This window comes from Cucumibacter marinus DSM 18995, from assembly GCF_000429865.1.
In the GTDB taxonomy this organism is placed as follows: Bacteria; Pseudomonadota; Alphaproteobacteria; order Rhizobiales; family Devosiaceae; genus Cucumibacter; species Cucumibacter marinus.
The window spans coordinates 46298-71306 of sequence record NZ_KE386979.1 but is presented as its reverse complement, the minus strand read 5'-3'; the positions used below and the strand labels follow the sequence as shown (position 1 = coordinate 71306).

Annotated in this window: 28 protein-coding genes and 2 tRNA genes; 21 read left to right on the top strand and 9 right to left on the bottom strand. The window is 63.3% G+C overall.

Features of this window, described 5'->3' with window-relative positions:
* The first annotated feature begins 24 nt into the window (after positions 1-24).
* The 5 genes from G489_RS0115925 (at position 25) to G489_RS0115905 (ending at position 3119) form a co-directional block, all read left to right on the top strand.
* Positions 25-606 (top strand): flavodoxin family protein, encoded by a 582-nt coding sequence (locus tag G489_RS0115925; protein WP_029042355.1) that lies wholly within the window; start codon positions 25-27, stop codon positions 604-606.
* The gene (locus tag G489_RS21055) at positions 603-1106 is read left to right on the top strand and encodes a CDP-alcohol phosphatidyltransferase family protein (protein WP_051332734.1); all 504 of its coding nucleotides are present in this window, start codon (positions 603-605) and stop codon (positions 1104-1106) included. The genes G489_RS0115925 and G489_RS21055 overlap by 4 nt, the downstream gene beginning before the upstream one ends.
* A gap of 205 nt (positions 1107-1311) precedes the next feature.
* The gene (locus G489_RS0115915; RefSeq protein WP_029042354.1) at positions 1312-1710 is read left to right on the top strand and encodes a VOC family protein; all 399 of its coding nucleotides are present in this window, start codon (positions 1312-1314) and stop codon (positions 1708-1710) included.
* Positions 1711-1724: 14 nt separating this feature from the next.
* Positions 1725-2435, top strand: coding sequence for a helix-turn-helix transcriptional regulator (locus G489_RS0115910; protein ID WP_029042353.1), 711 nt, complete (start codon positions 1725-1727; stop codon positions 2433-2435).
* A gap of 57 nt (positions 2436-2492) precedes the next feature.
* Complete coding sequence (locus tag G489_RS0115905; protein WP_029042352.1) at positions 2493-3119, top strand: GNAT family N-acetyltransferase; 627 nt, start codon at positions 2493-2495, stop codon at positions 3117-3119.
* Here the strand turns inward: G489_RS0115905 and G489_RS0115900 are convergent.
* Positions 3094-4119: an alpha/beta hydrolase family protein gene (locus G489_RS0115900; RefSeq protein ID WP_029042351.1), complete on the bottom strand. Its 1026-nt coding sequence runs from the start codon at positions 4117-4119 to the stop codon at positions 3094-3096. The genes G489_RS0115905 and G489_RS0115900 overlap by 26 nt on opposite strands.
* A 501-nt stretch (positions 4120-4620) precedes the next feature.
* On the opposite strand from G489_RS0115900, the gene G489_RS0115895 reads away from it, so the two are divergent.
* From G489_RS0115895 to G489_RS0115880, 4 genes are all read left to right on the top strand, one after another.
* On the top strand, positions 4621-7731 hold the full coding sequence (locus tag G489_RS0115895) for a helicase-related protein (protein ID WP_051332733.1): 3111 nt from the start codon (positions 4621-4623) through the stop codon (positions 7729-7731).
* On the top strand, positions 7728-8111 hold the full coding sequence (locus tag G489_RS0115890) for an RNA-binding S4 domain-containing protein (protein ID WP_029042349.1): 384 nt from the start codon (positions 7728-7730) through the stop codon (positions 8109-8111). The genes G489_RS0115895 and G489_RS0115890 overlap by 4 nt, the downstream gene beginning before the upstream one ends.
* 151 nt (positions 8112-8262) lie before the next feature.
* Positions 8263-8601, top strand: coding sequence for a ferredoxin FdxA (fdxA, locus tag G489_RS0115885; protein WP_029042348.1), 339 nt, complete (start codon positions 8263-8265; stop codon positions 8599-8601).
* 408 nt (positions 8602-9009) lie between these two features.
* Complete coding sequence (locus tag G489_RS0115880) at positions 9010-9573, top strand: CarD family transcriptional regulator (RefSeq protein WP_029042347.1); 564 nt, start codon at positions 9010-9012, stop codon at positions 9571-9573.
* 292 nt (positions 9574-9865) lie between these two features.
* Here the strand turns inward: G489_RS0115880 and G489_RS0115875 are convergent, their stop codons facing one another.
* Both G489_RS0115875 and G489_RS21050 read right to left on the bottom strand, forming a co-directional pair.
* Complete coding sequence (locus G489_RS0115875) at positions 9866-11347, bottom strand: M48 family metalloprotease (RefSeq protein ID WP_081691633.1); 1482 nt, start codon at positions 11345-11347, stop codon at positions 9866-9868.
* Positions 11344-12165 (bottom strand): thermonuclease family protein, encoded by an 822-nt coding sequence (locus tag G489_RS21050; RefSeq protein WP_245578942.1) that lies wholly within the window; start codon positions 12163-12165, stop codon positions 11344-11346. The genes G489_RS0115875 and G489_RS21050 overlap by 4 nt, the downstream gene beginning before the upstream one ends.
* A 327-nt stretch (positions 12166-12492) precedes the next feature.
* Between G489_RS21050 and G489_RS0115865 the strand changes: the two genes are divergently transcribed.
* The 5 genes from G489_RS0115865 (at position 12493) to G489_RS0115845 (ending at position 15254) form a co-directional block, all read left to right on the top strand.
* Positions 12493-13434 carry an alpha/beta hydrolase gene (locus G489_RS0115865; RefSeq protein WP_029042345.1) on the top strand — a complete coding sequence of 314 codons (942 nt, stop codon included), beginning with the start codon at positions 12493-12495 and terminating at the stop codon, positions 13432-13434.
* 137 nt (positions 13435-13571) lie between these two features.
* Positions 13572-13648 (top strand) — tRNA-Arg (locus tag G489_RS0115860).
* A gap of 51 nt (positions 13649-13699) precedes the next feature.
* Positions 13700-14254 (top strand): DUF924 family protein, encoded by a 555-nt coding sequence (locus G489_RS0115855; protein WP_029042344.1) that lies wholly within the window; start codon positions 13700-13702, stop codon positions 14252-14254.
* A 97-nt stretch (positions 14255-14351) separates the two neighbouring features.
* Positions 14352-14846 carry a CAP domain-containing protein gene (locus tag G489_RS22030; RefSeq protein WP_051332732.1) on the top strand — a complete coding sequence of 165 codons (495 nt, stop codon included), beginning with the start codon at positions 14352-14354 and terminating at the stop codon, positions 14844-14846.
* Positions 14847-14867: 21 nt separating this feature from the next.
* Positions 14868-15254 carry a VOC family protein gene (locus tag G489_RS0115845; protein WP_029042343.1) on the top strand — a complete coding sequence of 129 codons (387 nt, stop codon included), beginning with the start codon at positions 14868-14870 and terminating at the stop codon, positions 15252-15254.
* Here the strand turns inward: G489_RS0115845 and G489_RS0115840 are convergent.
* Together G489_RS0115840 and G489_RS21045 are read right to left on the bottom strand one after the other, a co-directional pair.
* Positions 15251-16414 carry a GNAT family N-acetyltransferase gene (locus G489_RS0115840; RefSeq protein ID WP_029042342.1) on the bottom strand — a complete coding sequence of 388 codons (1164 nt, stop codon included), beginning with the start codon at positions 16412-16414 and terminating at the stop codon, positions 15251-15253. The two genes, G489_RS0115845 and G489_RS0115840, sit on opposite strands and share 4 nt — an antisense overlap.
* Positions 16411-17814, bottom strand: a complete 1404-nt coding sequence (locus tag G489_RS21045) for an oligosaccharide flippase family protein (protein WP_051332731.1) — start codon at positions 17812-17814, stop codon at positions 16411-16413. Before G489_RS21045 ends, G489_RS0115840 begins: the two co-directional genes overlap by 4 nt.
* Positions 17815-17987: 173 nt before the next feature.
* Here G489_RS21045 and G489_RS0115830 point away from each other — a divergent pair, with 173 nt between their 5' ends.
* Positions 17988-18209, top strand: coding sequence for a sulfurtransferase TusA family protein (locus tag G489_RS0115830; RefSeq protein WP_155889421.1), 222 nt, complete (start codon positions 17988-17990; stop codon positions 18207-18209).
* 37 nt (positions 18210-18246) lie between these two features.
* Here G489_RS0115830 and G489_RS21040 read toward each other — a convergent pair whose 3' ends face one another.
* Both G489_RS21040 and G489_RS0115820 read right to left on the bottom strand, forming a co-directional pair.
* Positions 18247-19365, bottom strand: a complete 1119-nt coding sequence (locus G489_RS21040; RefSeq protein ID WP_051332730.1) for a D-alanyl-D-alanine carboxypeptidase family protein — start codon at positions 19363-19365, stop codon at positions 18247-18249.
* A gap of 179 nt (positions 19366-19544) precedes the next feature.
* Positions 19545-20117 carry an NADPH-dependent FMN reductase gene (locus G489_RS0115820; protein WP_029042340.1) on the bottom strand — a complete coding sequence of 191 codons (573 nt, stop codon included), beginning with the start codon at positions 20115-20117 and terminating at the stop codon, positions 19545-19547.
* 182 nt (positions 20118-20299) lie between these two features.
* Here G489_RS0115820 and G489_RS21035 point away from each other — a divergent pair, with 182 nt between their 5' ends.
* Positions 20300-20719 (top strand): winged helix-turn-helix transcriptional regulator, encoded by a 420-nt coding sequence (locus G489_RS21035; protein ID WP_035873178.1) that lies wholly within the window; start codon positions 20300-20302, stop codon positions 20717-20719.
* Between the two features lie 73 nt (positions 20720-20792).
* Positions 20793-21446, top strand: coding sequence for an HAD family hydrolase (locus G489_RS0115810; protein ID WP_029042339.1), 654 nt, complete (start codon positions 20793-20795; stop codon positions 21444-21446).
* A 45-nt stretch (positions 21447-21491) separates the two neighbouring features.
* On the opposite strand, the gene G489_RS0115805 is transcribed toward G489_RS0115810, so the two are convergent.
* On the bottom strand, positions 21492-22454 hold the full coding sequence (locus tag G489_RS0115805) for a threonine ammonia-lyase (protein WP_029042338.1): 963 nt from the start codon (positions 22452-22454) through the stop codon (positions 21492-21494).
* Between the two features lie 175 nt (positions 22455-22629).
* On the opposite strand from G489_RS0115805, the gene G489_RS0115800 reads away from it, so the two are divergent.
* Positions 22630-23271, top strand: a complete 642-nt coding sequence (locus G489_RS0115800) for a LysE family translocator (RefSeq protein ID WP_029042337.1) — start codon at positions 22630-22632, stop codon at positions 23269-23271.
* Positions 23272-23486: 215 nt separating this feature from the next.
* Here the strand turns inward: G489_RS0115800 and G489_RS0115795 are convergent.
* Positions 23487-23573: transfer RNA gene (locus G489_RS0115795), tRNA-Leu, on the bottom strand.
* A gap of 279 nt (positions 23574-23852) precedes the next feature.
* Here G489_RS0115795 and G489_RS0115790 point away from each other — a divergent pair.
* The 3 genes from G489_RS0115790 to G489_RS0115780 all read left to right on the top strand — a co-directional run bounded on the left by G489_RS0115790 (position 23853) and on the right by G489_RS0115780 (position 25000).
* On the top strand, positions 23853-24062 hold the full coding sequence (locus tag G489_RS0115790; protein ID WP_029042336.1) for a cold-shock protein: 210 nt from the start codon (positions 23853-23855) through the stop codon (positions 24060-24062).
* Positions 24063-24123: 61 nt separating this feature from the next.
* Positions 24124-24324 carry a hypothetical protein gene (locus tag G489_RS0115785; protein ID WP_029042335.1) on the top strand — a complete coding sequence of 67 codons (201 nt, stop codon included), beginning with the start codon at positions 24124-24126 and terminating at the stop codon, positions 24322-24324.
* 94 nt (positions 24325-24418) lie between these two features.
* Positions 24419-25000, top strand: a complete 582-nt coding sequence (locus tag G489_RS0115780; RefSeq protein WP_029042334.1) for a YqaA family protein — start codon at positions 24419-24421, stop codon at positions 24998-25000.
* Positions 25001-25009: the final 9 nt, after the last annotated feature.

Sequence of the window (25009 nt, the reverse complement as noted above, 5' to 3'; positions counted from 1 at the left end):
CCAGGGTTTGGGGAGGCCGGTGACATGACAATTCTTACCATCATCGCGATCATTGTGGTCCTTGTCGCGCTGGCACTGGCCGGCCTGTTCTGGGCCATCACCAGGGAACGTCCCCGGTCTCTCAGGACATTGGCGGAGGACGGAAAATCTGGCCGGGCCCTGATTGTCTGCCATCCCGGCCTCAGCGCCTATCCCGAGCGCATCGCGAAGGGGTTCGCCCTCGGGCTTCAGCGAAACGGCTGGGCCGTCGACCAGATCACCCCCAGCCGCAAGGCCGGAACCGGCCTCGAGCGCTATGATCTATTGGTGCTCGTCGCCCCGATCTACATGGACCGCGCCGCCCGCCCGCTGACCCGCTTCCTGGCGCGCCTTGGTGCACTGAAAGGCAACAAGCTCGCCCTGCTCCTCACAGGCGCCGGCACCACAGACCCGGCCATGCGCCGTTTGAGCAACGCCGTCGACACGGCCGGCGGAGAGATTGTCTTCAAACAGGCCTACACCGTCCTGCGCCCCAATGAACCCGACGAACCGATCGAGGGATCGAATACCGACATCGGTGTCGAAATGGCGACACGCGCAGGCGCCGCGCTGCAACTTGAGCGATGAGCCGCTGCCTCATCCCGCATGCCCTGACCTTTAGCCGCCTCATGGCGGCATTGCCGCTGGCCTGGCTGACAGCGACCGGCCAGCACGGCGCTGCGGCGCTGCTGCTCGCCCTTGCCATCGCCACGGACTTTGCTGATGGCCGCCTCGCCCGGCATTTCGGCACCAGTTCCGATTTCGGCGCATGGTTCGACGTCTGGGCAGACTTCGCGCTTATTCTCGCCGGCTTCACCGGTCTCGCCCTCACCGGCATGATTTCGCTCTGGCCGATCCTGGCGATCGTCTTCGCATTTCTTGCCTTTATCGCCAGCAGCGCCAGCGAGCGGCCCGTCTACGACCCGGTGGGGCGCTATATCGGCGGCGCGCTGATGGGGGCACTCATGTTGGTGCTGCTGACGGGCCCCGTACCCTTGGTGGAATTGCTCGTCATCGCCGCTTGCGCCACAACCGCAACACTGCGTGTCGCCGGCTGCGTGGGGATCGGGGCGGGCCGGCCGGCGTAGTTGTTCGGGCGTTCGAAGACTGCAGACGATTCACTGGATCGTCAGCCGGGCTCTGCGCCCTGCCTTGCGAGCATAGCTCTTCGGGCGTTCGCACCTCAATTCGCTCCACCGGAGCAAATTGGCCTCCGGCACGGTGCTCACTCCTGACAGAATGGTGTCAGGAGGGGGTCTGTAGGGTGCGCTCATCCAACCAAGGAGAGCACCCATGACCTTCACCCCTCAATCCTTTACCGCCTGGATCGAAATCCCGGTTTCCGATTTCGACAAGGCCGTGACATTCTACAACACGGTCTTTGCGACCGAACTCAAGATCGACAACACCGGACCCAATCCGATGGCCATTTTTCCGATCGCCGAAGCCGGCCAAGGTATTGCCGGACATATCTATCCCGGCAAGCCGGCCCCGCGCGGCGAGGGTCCGACCGTGCATCTGAATGCCCCCGATGGCCTCGAGACGACGCTCGAGCGCATCACCGAATCCGGTGGCGAAGTGATCTCCCCGGCGATCGAGATCCCGAGCGGCCGCTTTGCCTATGCCTATGATCCCGACGGCAATTCGATTGGCGTTTTCGAAGCCAAGGCTGCTGACATTCGTGCGGCCTGACCGGAGAAACTGACATGCGAAGGGCGGACCGCCTTTTCGAGATCGTTCAGCTCTTGCGCGGTGGCCGGCTGGTCACCGCGCGCATGCTCGCCGAACGCCTCGAAGTCTCCGAACGCACCATCTATCGCGACATCGCCGACTTGCAGGCCTCCGGCGTGCCTGTCGATGGCGAGGCCGGCATCGGCTACATCATGCGCCAGGGCTATGACCTGCCGCCCCTGATGTTCAACCGCGCCGAGATCGCCGCCCTGGTGGTCGGCGCGCGCCTCGCCAAGGCCTGGGCCGGGGCATCGACGGCCCGGGCGGCGGAGGAGGCTCTCGTCAAGATCGAGGCGGTGTTACCCGAAAACCTCCGCCCCCGCCTCGCGGAGACCGCGATCTTTGCCCCCCAATTCAAGCTCCAGCCCATCGCAAGGGCGCATTTCGACCGCCTGCAGGCCGCTGCCGAGGGTCGTGAAGTCATGCGCTTCGCCTATCGCGACGAACAGGGCAACGCCACCGAACGCGATGTGCGCCCGCTGGGCCTATGGTTCTGGGGCAATGCCTGGACCGCGGTGTGCTGGTGCGAATTGCGCGAGGATTTCCGCTCGTTCCGCCTCGACAGGATCGAACTGCTCGAATTCGCCGACCGCCATTTCAAGCCCGAAAAGGGCAAGATGCTGGCAGACTATTACGAGCGCCTGACCTGCGAGCAGGGCATCAAGGCGCCCTTCCGCGACCGATGACGGACCTCGTTTGAAACGGCCACTTGAACCGCGCCGGTTCGACCCGACATTGGGGAAATGACAGACCCTGATCTCTCCAACAGGCCAGGTTTCACCATCGAACCCGGCATCCGCCCCGCGCATCGCGCCCGGGCCATCCAATACTTCTGGGCCGCCTTCGGCCAGAAGCTGCGCGTCCCTCTTGGCCCCGAGCAAAAAGCTGTCCGCTTTCTTGACGGTGCCGTTGATCCTGCCCATGCGATTTCAGCAGTTTCCGATGAGGGCGAGTTGCTTGGCGTTGCCGGCTTCAAGACAGAACAAGGCGCCTTTGTCGGCGGTGGCTTTTCTGATCTCAAAGCCGTCTATGGCACATTCGGTGCCATCTGGCGGGCCGTGCTGCTCAGCCTGCTCGAACGCGACAAAGAGCCGGGTGAACTGCTGATGGATGGCATTTTCGTCGGCGAGGCGGCGCGCGGCAAAGGCGTCGGCACAGCCCTGCTCGATGCCATCGTCGCCGAGGCGCAGGGTCGCGGCCTGCCTGCCGTTCGGCTCGATGTGATCGACACCAATCCCCGCGCCCGCGCGCTTTACGAACGGCGCGGATTTGAGCCGGTCGACGAAATGCAACTCGGCCCGCTCAAATCCGTTTTCGGCTTCGCTTCTGCGACGCGTATGCGTCTCAGCGTGCCGGGGTCACCGAGCTGATCCATTCGGCAATCCCCTCAATGGCCCCGGGCGCATAGGCCCGGCGGCCCGAGACGGTGTAAAGCGTCTGCTTCCAGCTCGGCCAGTCCGAAGCAAGCTGGTAATTGTAGATCGAGGCACGTAACAGCCCATGGGTCGCACCCGGGATGACACGCACTTCGCGCCGCGGGCCCGGCACCAGCTGTTCCGCGTAGATCCCCGAATTGTAGTCCGCCGAAACATTGAGGTCGTCGGCACCCCAGACCGCCAATACCGGGCCCTGCATCGTTGCGATGTCGGCCCGCGCATCCGCGAGGTAGCTGCGCTTGACGAAGGCAAAGCGGTCCGGGCTCATATCGTCCCGTCCCTCGCCTTCCCCCGCCGAACCGAACAGCGCATCGTTGGCCGCCAGTTCGTCGCGGACCGTTTCCGCGATGGTGTCGCTGTCGACCCCTTCGGCTTCCAGCCGGCGGCGGGTGTAATAGGCGCCCTGTTCGCGCCAGCTCACGGCCCCGCCGACGATCACGGTGAAAGCGGGTTCTTCCTGTGAAGCAGCCTTGGGCAACACCCAGCCGGCCTGGGAGAAGCCGAGAAAGCCGATCCGCGCGGCATCGCCCGTCGCATCCGCCACCGCCTTACGCGCGGCCAGTGCCTGATCGGCCCGGTCCTGCATGGATTGATCGAGCCAGTTCCCCGAGCTTTCGCCCACCCCCTGCTTGTCATAGGCGTATATGCCGATGCCGGCATCTATGAGGGTGTTGAACAAGGGCAGATAGCCCCCGCCCGAAAACCGGTCCTGCGCGCCGTCACCATGCACGATAACGGCGATCGGCGGGTTCTCGACGCCAGCCGGCAAGACCAGCGTGCCGGCGATCTGTTCGCCCTTGTGGTCGAAAGCGAGGTCCCGTGCCTCGTGCCGTCCGAGATCGAAATCCGAAAGCCCGGCCAGTGCCGCCAGGCCGCCAGCCACAAGCGCCGCCACCAGAACGCCTGCGGCGATCCATAATCCTCGTCTTTTCATCCACTTGGTCCCCGATTGCCCGTTTGGTCACAAACACATGGTGCCGAAACCCGGGGGTTCAATGCCGGGGGCTTGTCCCAATTCGGCACGTCAAAATCTTTTTCGTAAAGCCGCGATAACCGAAGCCGCGGAAATCGGGGGGAAGGGTGTTAATCGGCAAAATAATCGCCATATGCACCGGTTAAGACAGGTGCAGGATTTCGGCGATTCCCGCGCCGATTAACCGGTTGCAAACAATGATGAACGGGATTTGATGAAAATTTGCCGATTTTGCCATGGGGTGAACCCCGATTGGGTGCTGGCGCCCTCAAGCCTACCAGATAAGGTAGAGAACGAATCTGGAATGGCGCGCTAGTGCCGATTCGATCCGAGTTTGTTCTTTATTTGTACCAAACGTAAATTCGCCGCTGTGATCCATCCATCAACCTGTCTCAATATGAAACGGCCCGGACTGGCAATCGACGTCACCCGGGGTCGAAATCAGGAAACGGGGGACCTGCGATGGATCTGACCGAGGTCAAGCCGTTCACCGATTCGGTGCCCGGCAGTGCCCGCCCGGTGAAGGCGGTGCTCGGCCCCACCAATACCGGCAAGACCCATTACGCCATCGAGCGCTTGCTGGCCCATCGCACCGGCATGATCGGCCTGCCGCTGCGGCTTCTGGCGCGCGAGGTCTATGAGACGCTCGTCAAGCGCGCCGGCAAGGGCGCGGTGGCATTGGTGACCGGCGAAGAACGCATCGTGCCGGACAAGGCCCGCTATTGGGTCGCAACCGTCGAGGCGATGCCAACAGGCATGGCCTTTGACTGCGTCGCCATCGACGAGATCCAGACCGCGACCCATTTCGACCGGGGGCACGTCTTCACCGACCGGCTGCTCAACGCCCGCGGCATCCACGAGACCCTGCTGCTCGGCGCCGATACCATGGCGCCTGTGATCCGGACCCTGCTGCCGCGCGCCGAGATCATCACCCGGCCGCGCATGTCGACCCTGCTCTATTCAGGCTCGAAAAAGATCACCCGTCAGCCGCGCCGTACCGCCATCGTCGCCTTTTCGGCCAATGAGGTCTATTCGATCGCCGAATTGCTGCGCCGCCAGCGTGGTGGCGCTGCCGTGGTGCTCGGCGCCTTGTCGCCGCGCACCCGCAACGCCCAGGTCGAGCTCTATCAGAACGGGGACGTCGAATTTCTCGTTGCCACCGACGCCATCGGCATGGGCCTCAATCTCGACATCAATCACGTCGCCTTCGCTTCGGACCAGAAATATGACGGCAAGCAATGGCGGCACCTGACCCCCGCCGAGCTCGGCCAGATCGCCGGCCGCGCCGGGCGGCACCAGCGCGATGGCACCTTCGGCGTCACCGGCGGCGTCGAAACCTTCGACGATGAACTGGTCGAACGGCTCGAAAGCCATGCCTTCGATGCGGTCAAGGTTCTGCAATGGCGCAACAACGATCTCGACTTCAAGAGTCTCGACGCCCTGACCCGCAGCCTTGAGGCGGTGCCCGAGCATCCAAGCCTCACCCGCGTGCCGGTCGTCGCCGACCAGCGCGCGCTCAACTACCTCTCCCGCCATGACGCCGCGGACGCCGCACGCGGCGAGGCGCAAGTCAAACTGGCCTGGTTGTGCTGCCAGATTCCCGATTATCGGGACATTTCACCGGCCCAGCATGGTGACATCATCACCACTGTTTTCCGGGATCTGACCGGAAAAGGCCGTATCGAAGAAGACTGGATTGCCGAACAGGTACGGTTTTGCGACAATACAGTTGGAGAAATTGATACATTGTCCAATCGGATCAAGCAGATCCGGACCTGGACTTTTATTGCAAACCGTAAAGATTGGCTTGAAGACCCTACCTATTGGCGCGAAAAAACCCGTGACATAGAGGACCGCTTGTCCGACGCCCTGCACGAGAAGCTGACCCAGCGATTCGTGGATCGCCGGACAAGTGTTCTGATGCGCCACCTCCGGGACCGACACATGACCACACCCGAAATCAACGATAAAGGCGAAGTATCCCTCGAGGGCCATGTGATCGGCGCCATCGAAGGATTTCGCTTCACCCTGCAGAAACTCGATGGCGAGGCAGACAGCCGGCAATTGCGTAGTGCCGCCGGTGCCGCCATCGCCCCGGAGATCAAGAAGCGCGCCGAACGGCTGGCGGATTCGCCCAATGACGAATTTATCCTCACCTCGGATGGCTGCATCCGCTGGCGGGGTGATGTCGTGGCCGAACTCGCAGAGGGCGAGGACGTGCTGTCCCCGCGCGTCGTGCTTCTGGCCGATGAGAGCCTGTCCGGGCCCGAGCTCGAACGTGTGCAGGACAGGCTCAACCAGTGGCTGCGCCATTCGATCAACACCCAGCTCGAACAGCTCATCACGCTCAAGAACCCGGCCGAGCTCGAGGGGGCTGCCCGTGGCGTTGCCTTCCAGCTGGCCGAAGCGCTCGGCGTGTTGCCGCGTCACGCGGTTGCCAACGAGGTGCGCGGCCTCGATCAGGATGTGCGCGGCAAGATGCGCAAGCTCGGGGTCAAGTTCGGCGCCTATCACATCTATCTGCCGATGATGCTGAAGCCCGCCCCGCGTGAGCTGGCCCTCATTCTTTATGCGCTCAAACATGGCGGCGTGCGCCAACCGGGCGTTGCCGAACTGCCGCGGATCGTCCTGTCGGGTCGTACCTCCATCGAGGTCGATCCCGAGATCGCGCCCAAGCTCTACGAGATTGCCGGCTTCAAGCTCGCCGGCGGCCGTGCCGTGCGCGTCGACATTCTCGAACGTCTCGCCGATATCATCCGCCCGCTGATTTCCTACAATCCGGGGAACCCGGCCAACCCCGAGGGCATTCCCGCCCCCGAAGGCGCCGCCGAGGGCAATGGCTTCCGCGTGACAGTCGAAATGACTTCGCTGCTCGGCTGCGCCGGGGAAGAGTTCAACTCGATCCTGTCCTCGCTCGGCTATCGCGTGCAGCGCACCCTGATCGAGGAAAGCGCGGAAACCGGCAGCCAGCCGGAAGGCGCTGCAACGGAAACTGCGCAACCTGAAGAGGCCAAAGCGGAATCGGAAAAGGCAGAAGCGGACAAGGTGGAAGACACCGGCACCGACGCAGCCTCTGCAGACGCTCCGGCCAATGAGGCCGCACCGCAGGCAGCACCCGAAACCGCCCAGGCTGAAACCGCAACCGCCGAGGCGGAAGCCGCAACTGAAGCTCAGCCTGAAGCCGCAAGTGCCGACAGCGAGCCTGCGGGGGACGCCGCCGCTGCTGACGAAGAAGACACCGGCCCCAAATATGACGAGGTCTGGTATCCGGCCCGTCGCGATCGCGGCCCCAAGAACCGCCAGCGCAGCAAGCGCGGTTCTCAGGATGCCTCTGGTGATCGGCAGGGCCGCGGCGAAAAACCGGCCAATGGCGACCGGCCCGGTCACAAGGCCGGCCCGCGCAAGGGCAAGGGCGGAAAGCCCGGCGGCGAAGGCCGTGGCGGTGGAAACCGGTCGCGCCAGAATGATCGTCCGCGCCAGAACGACCGTCCGCGCAAAGAGCGGCCGATCGATCCCGATTCGCCTTTTGCCGCGCTGGCTGCGCTCAAGGAGCGGGTGTCCAACTCCGAATGACCGCGCCCGCCCAGCGCCTCGACAAATGGTTGTGGTTCGCCCGTTGCGGGCGGACCCGCGGGGCGGCGCAGCGCCTGATCGGGGAAGGGCATGTCCGCATCAACGGCACCAAAACCACCTCCAACGCTGCCAGCGTCAGGCCCGGCGATGTGCTGACCATCACCATCGGACGCGGCCTGCGGATCTGGAAAGTCCTCGATATTGCCGAGCGGCGCGAAGGCGCAGACAAGGCAAGCTTGCTCTACGAGGACATGTCGCCCGAACTGCCACGCGACCCAAAACCGGCCACCGCCTTCGAACAGGCGATCCGCCCGCAGGGCGCCGGGCGTCCCACAAAGCGGGACAGACGCCGCATCGATGCCATCAAACCGTCGGATTGAAATGGCTTTTTACGGGCTTGCCAAAGTGCGCATAGCTATGCCCCGCGCAGCGCTTGCCCTTGGCGCCAAAACCCGTTAGCAACCACTCGGTATTTCGACGCCCCGGCCCGTGAGGGGTCACGCCGCCAGGCAGACTGCTGGAACACGCTCAATGACCTATATCGTCACCGACAATTGCATCCGCTGCAAATACATGGACTGCGTCGAGGTTTGCCCCGTCGACTGTTTCTATGAAGGTGAGAACATGCTCGTCATTCATCCCGACGAGTGCATCGACTGCGGCGTGTGCGAGCCCGAATGCCCGGCGGAAGCCATCAAGCCCGATACCGATGGCGGTCTCGAGAAATGGCTCGAGATCAACACCAAGTTTGCTTCTGTGTGGCCGAACATCACCGAGAAACGCGACGCGCCCGAAGACGCCGAAAAGTTTGACGGCGAAGAAGGCAAGTTCGAGAAATACTTCTCCGAGGCGCCGGGCGAAGGCGACTGACCGGCGTTCCCGTCCCGCCCTGCCGGGACGTGTCGCCGCTGTGCATCCTGCGCATACCTGCCATTCGCGTGGCGAGGGTGAGGATGTGTGCGCCGCCAAACCCGTATTTTCCGAAATCGTCATTTACGCGCGGTGCTTAAGGTCCGGCATGAAGTGACGCCCGGACTTCTTTTGATTTTTGCCAAAAACTGTGGTATTGTCAGTCATTACAGCAATGGACTTCGCCCCCAATCTCGTGCCCTTGGGCACGTTTTTTTTCGGATGACATTGCGGGACGGTTTTCTGCCAACAGGGAGGCAGGCAAAACCGGACCGGGGCGAAGCTTCTTGCAGACAGGGCGTGGACAAATCCACGCCACACAATCAGGCGCAGCAAAGCGCCGAGGCGTCAAGCAGGAGTACCCAGTTTATGGCGACCAAGAAGTCTGTACAGCGTCAGGGGTTCAAGACCGGCGAGTATATCGTCTATCCCGCCCACGGTGTCGGCCAGATCATCGATATCGAAGAGCAGGAAGTCGCAGGTCTTTCTCTCGAACTGTTCGTGATCAACTTCGAACAGGACAAGCTGACGCTTCGTGTACCGATCGCCAAGATCAAGAGCGTCGGCATGCGCAAGCTCGCCGAAACCGACATGGTGGAAAAGGGTCTCAAGACCGTGACTGGTCGCGCCCGCATCAAGCGCACCATGTGGAGCCGCCGTGCCCAGGAATATGAAGCGAAGATCAATTCCGGCGATCTGATTGCGATCGCCGAAGTGGTCCGCGACCTTTACCGTTCCGACGACCAGCCCGAGCAGTCCTATTCCGAACGTCAGCTTTTCGAAGCGGCCATGGACCGGATGTCGCGCGAAATCGCCGCGGTGAACAAGCTGACCCTTACCGAAGCGGTCAAGCTGATCCAGAAGAACCTCAACAAGGGTCCGCGCCGCGCATCCAAGTCCGAGGAATCCGATGCGGAGGAGGCCGCGGCCTGACCGCAGCGCTTCAGCATTGATGAATTAGAGGCCGGCCTTGCGCCGGCCTTTTCTTTGTTTGATACGGCAGTTTTCGCGCCGGTCACCACCCGCCCCTGCCGGGAAAGGTGTGGGGCGAGATTGTTTCTTTGAAGGGCGTCACCCCGGCGCAGGCCGGGGTCCAGTAACCAGGGAACTCTTGAGGGGCACGGCGTGGGTTCTCCCAACCGAAAACGGGGTTACCGGTTGCCGGCTTTCGCCGGAATCACGCCTGTTGGCTGGAGAGAGGACCCTCACGCCACCGACCCAGGTGCTATTTCAGCGCCACGATCTTGTAGTCGGTGCCCGGCTCGATGGCATCACCCGGGAACAGCCCGTTGAGCACGTAGAACAGCTCTTCACCACCCGTGCGGACATCCATGCGCCGCGCCAGGCTGTCCGCGCTTTCGCCGCTGCGGGCAGTGACCGAGCGGATCACATAATGCCGGATCGAATTGAGATCGGACTGCCGCGCGTCACGGAAGCTGTCGATGGTCTCCGAGAAGTCCGCGCTGAACCGCTCCGATCCCTTATCCGCCGCGAAGATGAAGCGGTAGACCTGGCCCTGATAGCGCACGGCCGCGATATGGAAGGTCCATTTTTCCGTCGCCGCCTCGGCGGTCGCCAGTTCCGCGCCATTGGTCCGGCCGGTTGTGACGCTGTCGGGGTCGAGACCCGCCACCCAGCCCGATTTGAGATAGGCGGCGAGATCGACATCGGCGGGCACATCGGCGCTGTCAAAGCGCATGGCCGCTCCGTCGGTCGCCACCGCCACCACCGCATCGCCGGTGTTGGTCAGTGCATACCGCCCCGGCACCGCGAAGGTGAAATCGAGCCCGGGATGGATATAGCGATTGCCGACCACCGCCCCGTGCGCGGGATTGATGCCAAAGGCGATACCATCGATCGCGGTGAGATACCGGCCCCGGTCAGTCACCCCTTCACCCGGCTCGCCGAGCCGGCGGGCGCTCGATACCGCGGCCTCGATCCGGTCGGGCGTCGAGGGGTGGCTCGACAGGAAATCGTCGCCTTCTTCCACGTCGGTCTCCCCTTGGCGCACAAAGGCGGCGAACCGGCCCATGCGCGACAGGAAACGCCCTGCCGCATGCGGGTCGTAACCCGCCCGCGCCGCGATACGGATACCTTCGCGGTCCGCCTCGAGCTCCTGGCCTTGCGAGAAGGCCGCAAGCGAGAGCTTGGCCCGGGCCGAGGACTGGTCGGTATCGAGATCCGCACCCAGAATGCCGCCCAGCACCCTGTCGACGATCTGGGTGGTGCGCACCTTGTTCGAGCGCGCCCGCGCGTGGCGCAGGGTCACATGCGCCATTTCATGGGCCAGCACCGTCGCCAGCTCGCTTTCGTCATTCGCCAGCGCAAGAATGCCGCGGGTCACATAGATATAGCCGCCTGGCAGCGCGAAGGCGTTCACTTCAGGAGAATCGAGAATGGTGACGGTAAAGTTCTCGTTCGGCCGATTGGCCGCCGAGAGCAGCTTGCCCGCCATTTGCGCCACCATCACTTCGGCGGCGCGGTCTTCATAGACCCCGCCAAAGCTGGCGATAATGCGCGGATGCTCGCGCCGGCCGATCAGCGAGTCGTCAGGGTCGGTGCCTTCGGGCACCACCGGCGCCGGGTTCTCCCCGGTGCGCGAATGGGTCACCCCGGTGCTGTCCCCCAGAAGCGTCGTACACCCGGCAATGGTCAGCGCCGCCAGCGCCGATGCGCCGAGCCGCCAGATCACACCACGTTCTCTCATAGACGCCCCGTCAGCAATTCGATCTGCTCGGGATGGGTGACTTCCATGCGGGGACCGTCAAGCACATTCATCCAGCCGCGCACACGTACGACCTTGTCGTCGAATGCGAGCGGATCAAGACCGGATTTCTCGAACTGCCGCAATCCTGCGGTCTCGATCACCACGGTGAAATCGTCCTTCCATACCCGGCCGAAATTCAGATAGACGCGCCGACCCACGCGCTCAGCCTTGAGCACGCGACCTTCCACCAGTTCATAACGGCCTTCAAGCGGCAAAAGTGTGTCGGGATGGCGTGCATCGCGCAATTCATAATAGGGGTCGTTCCACAATCCGAGCCGCGCCAGCCGGGCGTCACGCTCCACATCGAGCAGTTGAGCAAGACAGACCCGGTTGTCCGGGAACGAATAAACCCGCGCCATGCCAGCGCCGATCATCTCGGCCTGTACCCATTGCCCGGTTTCCGCCAGGACCAGATGGCCCAGCACCCGGTCATGCCGGTCCCGCCGGGTCGGGCCGTAATAAAGAACTGCGGACTGACCAAGGGTCAGCGCTTCAAGTGCCGATTTGGATTCACCGGCCAGCGGCCAGGGCTCGAAGTCGGGACGGCCAAGCGGCAGCTTGGGCGCCTGGATACCGATGAGCCGGATCATCTCGCCACTGTCGAGCATCACCGTATCGCCATCGCGCACGGCGGTGACGACCCCGCGCGGCCCTAGCTCAAGCCCGGCACAGGGCGCGCCGCCCTCTGCCGCGAGGCACGGCGGCAGACTGGCCAGCATCACGACTGACGCCACCGACATGGCGGCCAGAAAACTCATGCCGGACCATCCCCCATTCGCTATCCCCAAATCACGCGCGCCTCTGCCAGCCAACACTGCACAAAGCGGGGGCAAAAATCATCCCGCGCGACCCGGCGGAAACAAAGATTTTTGAAGTGTTGCGCAAGTCTACCCCGCGCCGATGACACACCGGCGCCGCCAATCGACCAATAGCCACAACCAGCGACCCGTCGACACCATCACCTTGCCAGCAACGGCGCGGTCTGCCACATTGTTTTTCCACGTTTGGAGACTTTTCCGCAGCGTGCCTGAGACGCTTCCGGAAGAACACTCCCGAACCCTTTGCGCGTGAGGAGGCGCCGCACCATGCCCTTGAGCCCTGAACTGAAGCCGATCATCGAAGAAGCCGCGAAAATGCCCTTCTTCAACACCATGCCGGTCGAGGAGGCTCGCCGCGCCATTGCCGAAATGTCGGCGGGCGATTCCGGCTGGAGCCTGCCCGCGCCCGAACCGAAAAAGGTTGAGGACCGCGCGATTCCCGGTCCCGCCGGCGATATTCCGGTCCGCATCTACACGCCGGATGGGGAAGGTCCTTTCCCGCTCCTGATGTGGTTTCATGGCGGCGGCTTCGTGCTCGGCAATCTCGATCAGGATGACGCTGCCTGCCGCAAATATTGCGTCGATGCAGGGTGCGTGGTCGTCTCCGTCGATTACCGCCTCGCCCCCGAGCACAAATTCCCTGCAGCACCGGACGATTGCCTCGCGGCCACCGAATGGGCGCGCGGCGAAGGCGCCTCGAGCCTCAATGTCGACCCCGAACGGGTCATCATTGGCGGCATGAGCGCCGGCGGGAACCTGGCTGCCGTCCTCAGCCTGATGATCCGCGATCGGAGCCTCAAGCCCATCAAGGGCCAGCTCCTGCAAGTGCCTGTCACCGATTGCGCCGGCGATCCCGAAACCGCGTCCTACGCCGAATTCGCCACCGGTTACATGCTGCCGGCGATCGAGATGTACTGGTTCTGGGACCTTTACACCGCCAAGCCTGAGGACAAGCACCACCCCTATGCCGCCCCGCTGCGCGCCGAGGATCTCACCAATCTGCCACCAGCCTTTTTGATGACCGCGGAATGCGATGTGCTGCGCGACGAAGGCGAGGCCTATGCCAAACGCTTGCGCGAGGCGGGCAATGATCTCACGGCCAAGCGCTATGCCGGGGTCAATCACCTGATGTGCGCTTTCACCGCCATCAGCGAAACCTCGCGCCAGGCAGTGCAGGATCAGATCGACTGGCTCAAGGCCACGTTCTGAGCCGTTGCGCGGCCGAAACGTGCGAACGGGCCCGGACAGGCCTTTGTCCGGGCTGGGTCCGGGCTGGCGCCGCACGACCCCAACCGGTAAGAACGGTTTGAACCCAACGCAAGTTTTGCTATTGAGCCTATTCGGGCGGTCCCGTAGCTCAGCAGGATAGAGCATCAGATTCCTAATCTGAGGGTCGCAGGTTCGAATCCTGCCGGGATCACCAGCACTTCGATTGGGGCGCCCCATTGCGCCGCCGGTGCGCAAAGGGGGACGCATGCCCACAACAGTCACACCCGAACAGGTCATCGATTTCTGGTTCGTCGAGCATGGCAGTGACGACTGGTTCGCCGGCTCGGAGGAATTCGACCGCAAGATCGACGAGAAATTCCGCGAAACCCGCGACGCCGCAGCGAAGTCCGAACTGTTCGGCTGGCGCACCAGCCCCAAGGGCCGGCTGGCCGAGATCATCGTGCTCGACCAGTTCTCCCGCCAGCTCTATCGCGGTGAGGCCGAGGCCTTCGCCGCTGATCCGCTCTGCCTGGCCCTCGCACAGGAACTCGTGCTGCGCGGCGAGGACAAATCGCTCACCGATGACGAACGCCATTTCGCCTACATGCCCTTCATGCATTCGGAATCCATGCTCGTGCACCAGGAGGCGGTGCGCCTTTACACCGAGCTCGGCAATGAGGACGGGCTCAAATTCGAGATGATGCATTTCGACATCATCAAGCGCTTCGGCCGCTACCCCATGCGCAACAAGCCCCTTGGCCGCCCCTCGACGCCCGAGGAAGCCGCCTATATCGAGGAACGCCAAGGCAAGATGTTCTGAGGCCTCACGGGCCGCACCGCCCGAAAATACCCGCAATCCTGCCCCAACAAGGCGCCAGTCAGCGAAACAGGCTGAATGCCCCCACTCGGAGACCAAATTGCGCCGGATACTCTCATCGATCGCCGTCCTGTTCCTCGCCACCGCGCTGGCTGCCTGCACCGGCACCACCGCTCTGTCTCCGGGCCTGACCGCGCGGCTCGACCAGCCCGGCGCCACCCTCGACCGCAATGCCGCGATCGAACTGGTCAACCAGTACCGCGCTTCCCGCGGGCTCAACGCTGTCACCCTTGATGCGGCGGTGACCAATAGCGCCACCATCGCGGCCAACACCTATGCCCGCACCGGCGAGATCGAAAAGGGCCGCGCCGAGCTCGGCGCCCTCGATGATCGCGTGCCCGGCGACGGCCGCGCGACCGAAAAGGTCTCGGCAGGTTATCCGAGCTTCGGGGAAACATTCTCGGGCTGGCGCAACAATCCCAACGATGCTGAGGCCCTGGCCGCCCCCTGGGCCACCAAGGCCGGTCTCGCCGCGGTCTATAATGCGAGCAGCCCCTATGGCACATATTGGGTGATCATCCTCTCAGAAGGCTGATCTCAAAACGGGACAGGATGCATGACCGACCGGACCGCCTTCAGGACAACTGAATTCGTGCTGGCAGTCCCCGATCCGCGCGCGACCGCCAATTGGTGGATCTCGGTCATGGGCTTTGCCGAAACCCTTGTCATCCATGGCTGGGTGTTCGTTGCAAAAGACGCCTGCCGGATCCGGCTCGGTGCCTGCCCCGATGCGCTCCCCGTTCCCGATCTCGGAGATCACCAGTATTTCGGCTATGTCTGGGTCGAGGATGTCGACGCCTATGCGGACGAAATTCGCGCGAAGGGAGCCGAGATCATCTCCGGCCCCGAGGACCGGGACTGGGGTGCAAGGGAAATGCCCGTGCGCACCCCGGACGGACACCGGGTGATGTTCGCCTCACCAGTGCGGTCACAACAGCCCTAGCGTTTCAGCTTTCGGGCGATATCTGTTCCCCAATGCAGCGCATGTGTCAGCGCACGCTCGGCCTGCACCCGCCAGGATGGCCCCATCATCACCGTGCCTGTGGGCACTGACCCGCCCCAAAACGATCCGAGCGGACCGCCCGGGCGCACCTCCGCACTGTCGGCAAGGCTGATGCGTTCATCGGCGATCAGGTCGGTGGTCAGGTGCCGCGCAAAGATCAGATCCGGCATGAAGTCCTTCATGCGTTCGTCCACGGCCTGCCGGAAAGCAGTAAAGCGTCCGCCCGCAATCAGGCCAATGCCGAGAGCGATGTCATGCTCGCCGGCGCTGAGTTTGTGAATGACCAGGCTCGCCCCGTCCTCCTGGTCGGCGAGCAGGCGGCCGAGCATGCCCGACAGCATGGGATCGGCAGCGACCGCCTTGCCCGCCAGGCCCTTGGCGCCTTCTGCCTCGAGCATGAGGAAATGCTCGTAAGCCGCCGAGAGTTGTGGATCCTCGATGATCCGCTCGAAGCGGATGGGCCCGTATTTTGCCACGAGCCGGTCTTCGGCCTCAACAAGATCCCGGATCTGATCCTCACTCAAGCCACTCGGCTCGGTCTGCCCCGCAACCGCGGTCAGCACCGGCCTCGCGAACCGCTCCCTCGCCACGAAGCGAATAGCGCCGACATGGCCAGCCGCCTGTTCGAGCGCGGCGACGGTCGGGCTCGACAGATCGACAAAATCGGCCCGCCAGCCCCCGGTCTTTGTCAGCCCTTCAACCAGCGCTTCGGCGGCCAGCGGCATGCCCGCATCGACAAGCGGCATGCCATTGGCAAAGTGTGGCGCGCCGAGACCTCGCCCGAGCATGCCAGGGGGGCGGCGTCTCAATCGCGGCCCCAATACCGGCGCGAAGCCGCGCAAGATGCCCCGGCTGTCATGGACCAGCAGCAGCGAGACATCGCCCGCCCCCGCCAGACCTTCGATCGCGCTTTCGAGAATCGCGGGTTGGCAGAACGGGTTCGGGTCGAGCGCTGAAGCATTGAGCGCCCCAATCTCCATGGCAAAGCGGCTCAATTCATGCGCCGGGCGAAACTGCGCGGTCAGCCCGTGGGCCGCGATACGTGGCGAAGAGATTGTGAGTTCGGGCGCCTTGCGCAGCGTTGTCGAGGTGAGGCTCATCGGGCACCTCCCGGTTTCAAGACCGACCAGATGAACACGTCGACCCCGGTATGGCGTTTGACGAGCGTGCCCAACAGCAGCATTTCGAGCCCCATGGTGATCGCGGTGGCGGTCGCCGCCCCCATGATCCCGAGGCGCGGAATAAGCAGGAGATTGAGCGCGATATTGGCAACGAACGCCCCCGCATAGACAAAAGCCGTCTGCTGCTGGGCACCGGACATCATCAACACCGATGAGGTCGGCCCCGCCGCGCTGCGAAGCACGAGCCCGAGCGCCAGCACCCCGAGCACCGGCAGGCCGGCGGTGAAGCCTTCACCATAGAGCCCCAGCAACCAGTATCCCGCCCCGACGACCAGGATCGAGAACCCGACCGAGGGAATGAACATCCAGCGCGTGCCGTCCTTGAGCGCGGCGGCAAAGCCCTCTTCGTCCCCCGCGTGATAGAATTTGGCGAAACGCCGCTCGAGGCTCGCCCGCACAGCGAAATAGGCAAAAGAGACGATCACCATGGTCTTGGCGGCGGCGAAATAGACCGACACCTGCTCGGGCGGCACCAGAAAGCCGAGCATGGCAATGTCGGTATTGGTCAAGAGCAGATAGAAACCTTCGACGAACAGGATCGGCAGCGACACCGCGAACCACGCCTTGGGGGTGAAAACCCGCGGCCCGGCGGGAAGCTTGTGGCGCAGCCGCGTGATGATGAACACCGCCTGCACGATGACGACCGACAGCGAAGCCAGAACCGTCGCGATCATTGCCGAGGGCGCATCCGCCGGCCATCCGGCGAGCAGCAACACACCCATCACCGCAAGCACCACCAGCGGGCGCTGCAGATAGACCGGGATCAGCGCCACCCCGTTCCAGCCAAAGGCCCGGGCCACCCCGTCCTGCGCCTCCGAAAGCGCGAACAGCGGCAGACAGAAGGCGGCAATGGTGACCGGCACCATGAAAGGCTGCGAGAGAAGGCCGGGAAACGCATGGATCGTGGCCACGCCGATCACCGCAACGGCGACCGCAAGCCCGGTGACGATCACGGGCACCCCGATCACCACCCCGCGCAGCCGCGCCTCGTCTCCTGCGGCTTCATACTCACCCACAAACCGCACCACCGCGATATGCAGGCCGAGCGGCGAAATCGAACCGATCAGCACCACCCAGGTCCAGGCGGTGACATAGATCCCGAAGGAAAAATCGCCCAGAAGCCGGGCAAGAACGATATGCAGGGCATAGGCCATGACCGCGCTGAAGGCGCGGATACCGAAGGCAAACAACGCCCCGCGCGCTGCCGAGGCACGCTCGGACTTGCCGAAGGCCAGCTGGCTCGCTCGGGACACGAACCCGTCGAGCCTGCTGCCGGATCCGGTGTCCTTTTGCGCCTGTGCTGTATCGGTTTCAGCCATAAACGGTTTCCCATCCCCCGGTTGCCGCACCTTGGCGCGCCCGGCTTTAAGAGGGGGTTTGAATCCGCTGCCGTGCCCAGATATCCGGGCACATGCTTAAAGGGGTGTTAACCCGGTGGCCGGCACGCCAACCCATTGACGCCAGACGGCAAACCGGCTCTATGCGCCCCGATATGGATGAAATCCTCGACACACGCGGGCTCAAATGCCCCCTGCCCGCCCTCAAGGCGGAAAAACGCCTCGAAAGCCTGCCCGCTGGCAGCCGGTTGACCGTTCTGGCAACCGACCCGATGGCGCGTGTCGACATTCCGGTGCTGTGCAACCGGCTGGGTCATACCCATCAATCGAGCGAGGCGGACGGGGTCTATCGCTTCGAGATTACCGTGACGAGATAACCGCAAGGGCGGCGCCTGACGGTTCAGGCGCGGCCCGCTAGCGGTTAGGGCGAGGCCTCGGCAGCGGCACGCCGCCACCAGCCTCCACCGTCACCACCGCCGGCAGGATTTGGATCGGCGCGGCATAATAGGGCCGTTTGCGCGGCAGCGGGATATCGCGCAGGCGCCCGAGGATCGAGACCCGCACCTCGCGCGGCGCAATGTCGTCATCGAGATAGCTTGGCTGCCCTTCAAGCCCGAAGGGGAAGTCGCGCTTGCGCTCGGCGACATAATCCGCCGCTTCGCTGCCACACAGATAAGGCCGCATATCGGTGGGCTGCCCCCCGGTATTGCCCAGATTGGTGATCAACCGCCCGGTGCCGCGCAATTGCCCCGAAAACCCGCGATCGAGTAGCGAAGCCGCCATTTCGCCGCGTTCGCGGCCAGAGGAGCCACCGAAAACCACCGCCATCAGCGACCGGCCGCGCCGGTCCGCCGTGGCAACGATATTCAGCCCCGACGAACACACATAGCCGGTCTTCATGCCGGTCGCGCCGGCATAGCCGGTCAGAAGATCGTTCTGGCTTTCGAGCCGCGACTTGCCGAAGCGCAGCACACGGGTCGCGAACATGTCGTCATATTGCGGATATTGAGCGCGGATCGTCAGCGCCAGCAGTGCCATGTCCCGCGCGGTCGTATACTGGTCGGGATCATGCAGCCCGTTGGCATTGGAAAAATGCGTGCCGGTGAGCCCGAGCCGGGACGCGGCACGGTTCATCTCGGCGACGAAATTCTCTTCGGTCCCGCCCACCGTCTCGGCGATGGCTGTCGCCACATCATTCGCCGATTTGACGATCAGGATATAGAGTGCGTCTTCGAGCGTCAGCGCGGTGTCGACCGGAAAGCCCATTTTCGAGGGTGGTGCCTTGAGCGCATTCCGGCTCATGGTCACAGGCGACGACAGGCTCAGCCGCCCCCTCGCCACGGCCTCGAAGGCGAGATAGGCGGTCATCAGTTTGGTCAGCGACGCCGGATGCCAGGGCTGGCCGGCCTGTTGCTCGTAGAGCACTTCACCGGACTGCATGTCGATCAGCAATTGCGGGATCGCCATGGCTGGCCGGACCGCCAGCAACAAAGCCATCATCAGCGCCAGAAGCAGTTTTGCCGGCCGCACCATCTCGGGGATCTGTCCTCACTACGATATCCGGTGCCTTTTAGCAGGGCCGGGCCTGCGGTTTCAAACCCCCTTCGCCATCATCAACGCGGATGTGAGGCCGCCAATCACAACTATCTTCCAACAGAAGGCCGCACTCCGGGGTGGAACGCGGCCTTCATGGTCAGCGATGAAGCGAAACCTCAGGCGGCATAGGCCTGTTTGGTGCGCGCATCGCGCAGCGCCACGCCCCACCAGACCAGCTGGTTGATGAGCGCCGACGCCGATTCGGCGTAAAGCTCTTCCTGCTTGACGGTTCCGTTCTCGTCGAACTGGGTCCAGGCGAAGGGGAAGCTGACCGCATCGCGCACGCTCATGGCGTGCAATTCGGCAAACACCTGGCGCAGCTGTTCAACCGCGCGCAGACCGCCCGACACCCCGCCATAGGCGACAAAGCCGACCGGTTTGGCCTGCCATTCGGGCTTCAGCGCATCGACAGCGGCCTTCAGCGAGGCGGGATAGCCGTGATTATACTCGGGGGTGATGACGACGACCGCATCGGCGTCATCGATCCGGCGGGCGTAATCCTTCAGCCCTTCGGTCGGCTCTCCGCCCATGCGCTCGGGCAGATCGACATCGATCAGATCGACGATATCGAGCGTCACGTCATTGCGCTTGCGCGCTTCGCCCTTGAACCAGTTGGCGATCACATCGGCAAACCGGCCTTCGCGGGTGCTGGCGATGATGACGGCGAATTTCAGCGGGGTATTGGACATTTCGGCCCTCCTATAGGCATGCCGGGAAGATTACGGTCCGGCACTCACTCTCATTTGGTAACTTGCGTAAAAATCTGTCTCTGGTATCAACCGAGAACAAAGCCTATATTGGGAACCCGAAGCGAACCGCAAGAACGCACACCCGGGTGAAGAACGCACACGGAAGTGGAAAGGGAACACAGATGTCACTGAAGCAGGCTGACGACCACACCCAATGCCGCGCCATGAGCGATGTGCTGAACCGGGTGGGTGACAAATGGTCGGTCATGATCGTCGGACGGCTGGGCGACCAGACGCTGAGATTCTCCGAGATCCGGCGCTCCATCGGCACCATCTCGCAGCGCATGCTGACCCTCACCCTGCGCAATCTCGAGCGCGACGGGCTGGTGACCCGCACCGTTTACCCCGAAGTGCCGCCGCGGGTCGAATATGCTCTCACCCCGCTCGGACAATCCCTTCGCAAGCCGATCAACGCTTTGTGGGACTGGTCGGTCGATCACTATGAGGACATCACCGCGGCCCGTGCGGATTACGACGCCGACCAGGACGAAGCCGCCAAGCCGATCCGCCGGCCTTATGCCGGACGCGAGGCCCAGGGCTGACCGCCGGCCCGATCCCGCCATTGCCAAGAAATCCGGAATCGGGTGAGGGTCGGGGTCTTTGGAGATACTCCCCATGCCGACCCGTCCCGCCTTCGTCGTTTTCGACTATGACGGCGTGCTCGCCGATTCCGTGAGTGCCTGGTATCAGGTCATCACCGAGGAGCTCATTGCCATTGGCGCCCCGGCAACCCTTGATGACGTCAATGCCCGCTATCGCGGAACTTATTTTCTCGACTCGGTGGATGTCATGCGTACGGATTACGGCATCGACATCCCTGAAGGCTGGGCCGAAAGGGTGATCGCCCGCGGCCTGGTCGCCATCGGCGAAACCCCCGATCCGATTCCCGGCAGCCCCGGCGCGGTGCAGGCACTGCATGAGGCCGACATGCCGCTGGCGGTCGCCAGCGGCTCGAAAATGACCACCCTGCGCACCGGCCTCGCCCATATGAAGCTCGACCGCTTTTTCGGCGAGCACGTCAATTCGAGCTTCGATATCGGCTATCACAAGCCCGAACCCCATGTGTACGAACATGCGTGCGCGCGGCTCGGCATGGATCCCGGTCTTGGCATCGCCATCGAGGATTCCCCGGCCGGGGTCAAGGCAGCGGTCGCCGCCGGGCTGACCGTAATCGGGCTGGCGCACGGCTCGGATGAAACCCTGCTGCGCGATGCCGGCGCCCACCGCATCTGCCCGCATATGGACGATCTCGCCGAACTGGTTCTCTAGATCGATTCGGGCAGATCGAATGCTCGCGAGCGAGAGCGGATTCGATCACGCTGTGCTGGTCAGGATCCGGCCAAAATCGCCCGGCCCGATATTGCCGCCGCAAATCACAAGGCCAATTACCGCATCCTCGGGCACACGCTCGGCCAGCGCCTTGAGCCCCGGCGCCAGTGCCCCTGCCGCTGGTTCGGCATAGATCCGGCCCTTGCCTGCCAGATCGGCCATCCCGGCAAAGGCCGAGGTCTCGGATACAAGCAGAATGTCTTCGACAAGCCGCTGTGTGGCATCGAGCGCCATGGCATCGACTTCGGGCACCGCCAGGGTTGGAATGGCGCCACTGACCGCAACCGTTTCCGGTTTTCCGGCAGAAAGCGCAGCCGTCATCGACGCAGCCTCTTCAGTTTCGACACCCCAGATTCGGATATCGGGATTTCGCGACTTGATCGCCGTGGCTGCACCGGCAAGCATCGCCCCGCCACCCACCGCGATCAGCACATCTGTGATTTCGGGATGGTCCTCGACCATCTCAAGGCCGAGCGTCCCGTGACCGGCGGCCACATGGGGGTCGCCGCAATCATCCATCAGGGTCAGACCTTCACCAGCCAGCACCTGTCCGCGCGCAAACGAGGAGGTGACATCCGCGGTAATCTCGAGCCTGGCGCCGGTATCGGTCACTGCATCGCGCACCGCCTGGGCAACCTGTTCCGGCATCACGATCGTTGCGGCAATTCCGGCGTCCCGCGCGCCGAGCGCCACCGCCAGGCCGAAATTGCCGCCACTGACCGCGACCACGCCCTTGCGTTTTTCCTCATCGCTGAGCTGCGCCATGCGGAAGAGTACGCCGCGCGGCTTGAACGAGGATCCCAGTTGCAGGGTCTCGAGTTTGACCACCACCTGCCGTCCTGCCCAGGCGCTCAATCCGGGGCTTGCAACGGTGGGGGTCCTGACAATCCGGTCCCTGAGAAACACGGCTGCGTCTTCGATCAACCGGGAGTTGAGATTCGTTGCCATGGTTCCGCCCTGCCCGGATCGTCGCTGATGAAAGCAATTGTCACAGCATGGCGATACCCGTGGCCCATGCCAACCATCAATGCCAGATGGACGATCTCAACTTCCATTTGTGTTACCGCTTGCCCGGCCTCATGGCACACACTAACCTCGCCTTTTACTGTCCCGGGACGCCACCATGCCATCGCTCGACCTGATTCTTGCTTTCGTGCTTGCCTTGTTGATCTTTGCCGCCATGCCGGGTCCGGCCATGCTTTACACGGCCGCGCGCACCATTGCCGGCGGCCGCCGCGCCGGCATGATGGCCGCGCTAGGCCTGCATACCGGCGGCTATGTGCATGTGATCGCCGTCACCCTGGGTCTGGCCGTGCTGTTCCACGCCGTGCCAGCGCTCTATACCGCGCTCAAGATCGTCGGTGCTGCCTATCTGATCTGGCTCGGCTGGCGGCTGATCCGCCCCGGCAAGCAGGCCGATGACGGCATGGATACCGTTTCCGCGCGCCCTGTCACCAGCGGTCGCCGTGCGTTCCTGCAGAGCATCGTGGTCGAGATTCTCAATCCCAAGACCGCGATCTTTTATCTGTCATTCCTGCCCCAATTCGTCGATCCGTCGGCGAGCCTGCCGATCTGGGCGCAGTTTCTGATCCTGGGCACCATCGTCAATCTGGGTTTCACCATTGGCGATCTGATCTGCGTGGTGCTTGCGGGGCTGGTGGTCGAAAAGCTGCGCAAGTCCGCCCGCGCCGCAGCCTGGACCCGCCGCATCGGCGGCGGGGTGCTGATCGGGCTCGGGGCCAATCTGGCGCTCAACCGGGGCTAGAAAGAGCGTTCTGCCGCGCGCAAACGATGAGCCAAATGAAACGTCTCCGAGCGGCGCAAGCGCCGTCGGGCAACTTTTTGCCCGCGCCGCGGAGACGGTGAGCGCAGCAACCTCGTCGTGAGCCCATTGCCATTCGAGCATAGCTCTCATGGCCTCCTCACCTTCGAAAGGTCCACCGGACCTTTCGATCGATCTGTGATCAACCGGTTTCGGAGTGGTGCCCCCCGCCGGAATCGAACCGGCACTCTGTTACCAGAACCAGATTTTGAGTCTGGCGCGTCTACCAATTCCGCCAGAGGGGCCCGCTGCAAAACCGCCTCAGGCGGATCGCGAACGGGCGGGACTATAGTCATCGCGACAAGCCCGTCAATTGGCGAATACCTGCTCTGCCTTGATTTTACCGCCAACCTACAGCATAAACACTGGATACGTTTTCTGCCGTCAATGGCGTTCTGATCTGCCGGCTCTGCCGGATCGTTTGGCTCCCACTGATTTCGCGAACGTTACACCCGGTCCGCATGTCGCGTACCGGGACATCAATCCCTGCCATCAGGCGGGGCCAAACCAAGGACTGCACTGCCATGACCAAGGGCACCGTTAAATTCTTCAACACCACCAAAGGCTTCGGCTTCATTGAACCCGAAGACGGCGGCAAGGATGCCTTCGTTCACATTTCCGCCGTCGAGCGCTCCGGCCTGACCAGCCTCGCTGAAGGCCAGAAGGTTTCCTACGACCTCGAAGCCGGCCGCGACGGCCGCATGGCTGCGATCAACATCGAGATCGCCGAATAACTGCCTTCGTCCGGAGCGGACCGCCGCTCCGGACACGCCAGCCCGGATGGATGGAAGTATCATGATTACCGCCCGTACCCTTGCCACTGAACGCCGCCGCGACGTCCAGGTGGAACGCCAGGAAAAAGCCCTTCGCGAGCATCGCGAGGCTGAAGCCCGCCGCCGTGAAAACGCCGAAAAGCTGCGCGCCCTGCGCCTGGCTGAACAGCGCAAGGCCGACCGTATCGCCGCCATGCGCCGCATCAGGGCCGCCCGCGACTGACCGGACTTGGTCCGTATCTGGTTCGGCCACTTTTAATTGACACTTAGCAAAGCCGCGCTACACCTCTGACCGGATCAATTTCGGGAAGTTTGCCGTGCTGCGCCGCTTGTATGACTGGGTTCTGTCGCTCGCCGGCGCCCGCTATGCCCCCCAGGCCCTTGCCGTCATCTCCTTTGCGGAAAGCTCGTTCTTTCCCATTCCGCCCGATGTCATGCTCATCCCCATGGTCGTGGCCAAACGGGCGAAATGGGCGTTCTACGCGCTGATCTCGACCCTGTCCTCGGTCGCCGGCGCCTTTCTCGGCTATGCGATCGGCGCGTTGCTGTTCAAGACCATCGGCGAACCGATCCTGCATTTCTACGGCGCCGAACACACCTTCGAGCGGCTGGTCGAATGGTACAATCAATGGGGCGGCTGGGGCATTTTCCTCGGCGCGGTCACGCCCCTGCCCTACAAGGTGCTCACCATTTTCTCTGGTTCGGTCGGCTTCAACCTGTTGGTTTTCGCCGGTGTTTCCGTTGTCGGGCGCGGGCTGCGCTTCTTCCTGGTCGCCGGTCTCCTCTACTGGTTCGGCGAACCCATCCGCGCCTTCATCGAAAGGCGGCTCGGCCTCATGTTCGCCTTATTCTGCATCCTTCTCATCGGTGGCTTCCTCGCCCTCAGATTCCTGAATTGAAGGCTGCTT

Bases quoted from the DNA above. Each gene is read 5' to 3' on its own strand.
- G489_RS0115925 (WP_029042355.1), top strand. From the start codon at position 25: ATGACAATTCTTACCATCATCGCGATCATTGTGGTCCTTGTCGCGCTG.
- G489_RS21055 (WP_051332734.1), top strand. From the start codon at position 603: ATGAGCCGCTGCCTCATCCCGCATGCCCTGACCTTTAGCCGCCTCATG.
- G489_RS0115915 (WP_029042354.1), top strand. From the start codon at position 1,312: ATGACCTTCACCCCTCAATCCTTTACCGCCTGGATCGAAATCCCGGTT.
- G489_RS0115910 (WP_029042353.1), top strand. From the start codon at position 1,725: ATGCGAAGGGCGGACCGCCTTTTCGAGATCGTTCAGCTCTTGCGCGGT.
- G489_RS0115905 (WP_029042352.1), top strand. From the start codon at position 2,493: ATGACAGACCCTGATCTCTCCAACAGGCCAGGTTTCACCATCGAACCC.
- G489_RS0115900 (WP_029042351.1), bottom strand. From the start codon at position 4,119: ATGAAAAGACGAGGATTATGGATCGCCGCAGGCGTTCTGGTGGCGGCG.
- G489_RS0115895 (WP_051332733.1), top strand. From the start codon at position 4,621: ATGGATCTGACCGAGGTCAAGCCGTTCACCGATTCGGTGCCCGGCAGT.
- G489_RS0115890 (WP_029042349.1), top strand. From the start codon at position 7,728: ATGACCGCGCCCGCCCAGCGCCTCGACAAATGGTTGTGGTTCGCCCGT.
- fdxA (WP_029042348.1), top strand. From the start codon at position 8,263: ATGACCTATATCGTCACCGACAATTGCATCCGCTGCAAATACATGGAC.
- G489_RS0115880 (WP_029042347.1), top strand. From the start codon at position 9,010: ATGGCGACCAAGAAGTCTGTACAGCGTCAGGGGTTCAAGACCGGCGAG.
- G489_RS0115875 (WP_081691633.1), bottom strand. From the start codon at position 11,347: ATGAGAGAACGTGGTGTGATCTGGCGGCTCGGCGCATCGGCGCTGGCG.
- G489_RS21050 (WP_245578942.1), bottom strand. From the start codon at position 12,165: ATGAGTTTTCTGGCCGCCATGTCGGTGGCGTCAGTCGTGATGCTGGCC.
- G489_RS0115865 (WP_029042345.1), top strand. From the start codon at position 12,493: ATGCCCTTGAGCCCTGAACTGAAGCCGATCATCGAAGAAGCCGCGAAA.
- G489_RS0115855 (WP_029042344.1), top strand. From the start codon at position 13,700: ATGCCCACAACAGTCACACCCGAACAGGTCATCGATTTCTGGTTCGTC.
- G489_RS0115845 (WP_029042343.1), top strand. From the start codon at position 14,868: ATGACCGACCGGACCGCCTTCAGGACAACTGAATTCGTGCTGGCAGTC.
- G489_RS0115840 (WP_029042342.1), bottom strand. From the start codon at position 16,414: ATGAGCCTCACCTCGACAACGCTGCGCAAGGCGCCCGAACTCACAATC.
- G489_RS21045 (WP_051332731.1), bottom strand. From the start codon at position 17,814: ATGGCTGAAACCGATACAGCACAGGCGCAAAAGGACACCGGATCCGGC.
- G489_RS0115830 (WP_155889421.1), top strand. From the start codon at position 17,988: ATGGATGAAATCCTCGACACACGCGGGCTCAAATGCCCCCTGCCCGCC.
- G489_RS21040 (WP_051332730.1), bottom strand. From the start codon at position 19,365: ATGGTGCGGCCGGCAAAACTGCTTCTGGCGCTGATGATGGCTTTGTTG.
- G489_RS0115820 (WP_029042340.1), bottom strand. From the start codon at position 20,117: ATGTCCAATACCCCGCTGAAATTCGCCGTCATCATCGCCAGCACCCGC.
- G489_RS21035 (WP_035873178.1), top strand. From the start codon at position 20,300: ATGTCACTGAAGCAGGCTGACGACCACACCCAATGCCGCGCCATGAGC.
- G489_RS0115810 (WP_029042339.1), top strand. From the start codon at position 20,793: ATGCCGACCCGTCCCGCCTTCGTCGTTTTCGACTATGACGGCGTGCTC.
- G489_RS0115805 (WP_029042338.1), bottom strand. From the start codon at position 22,454: ATGGCAACGAATCTCAACTCCCGGTTGATCGAAGACGCAGCCGTGTTT.
- G489_RS0115800 (WP_029042337.1), top strand. From the start codon at position 22,630: ATGCCATCGCTCGACCTGATTCTTGCTTTCGTGCTTGCCTTGTTGATC.
- G489_RS0115790 (WP_029042336.1), top strand. From the start codon at position 23,853: ATGACCAAGGGCACCGTTAAATTCTTCAACACCACCAAAGGCTTCGGC.
- G489_RS0115785 (WP_029042335.1), top strand. From the start codon at position 24,124: ATGATTACCGCCCGTACCCTTGCCACTGAACGCCGCCGCGACGTCCAG.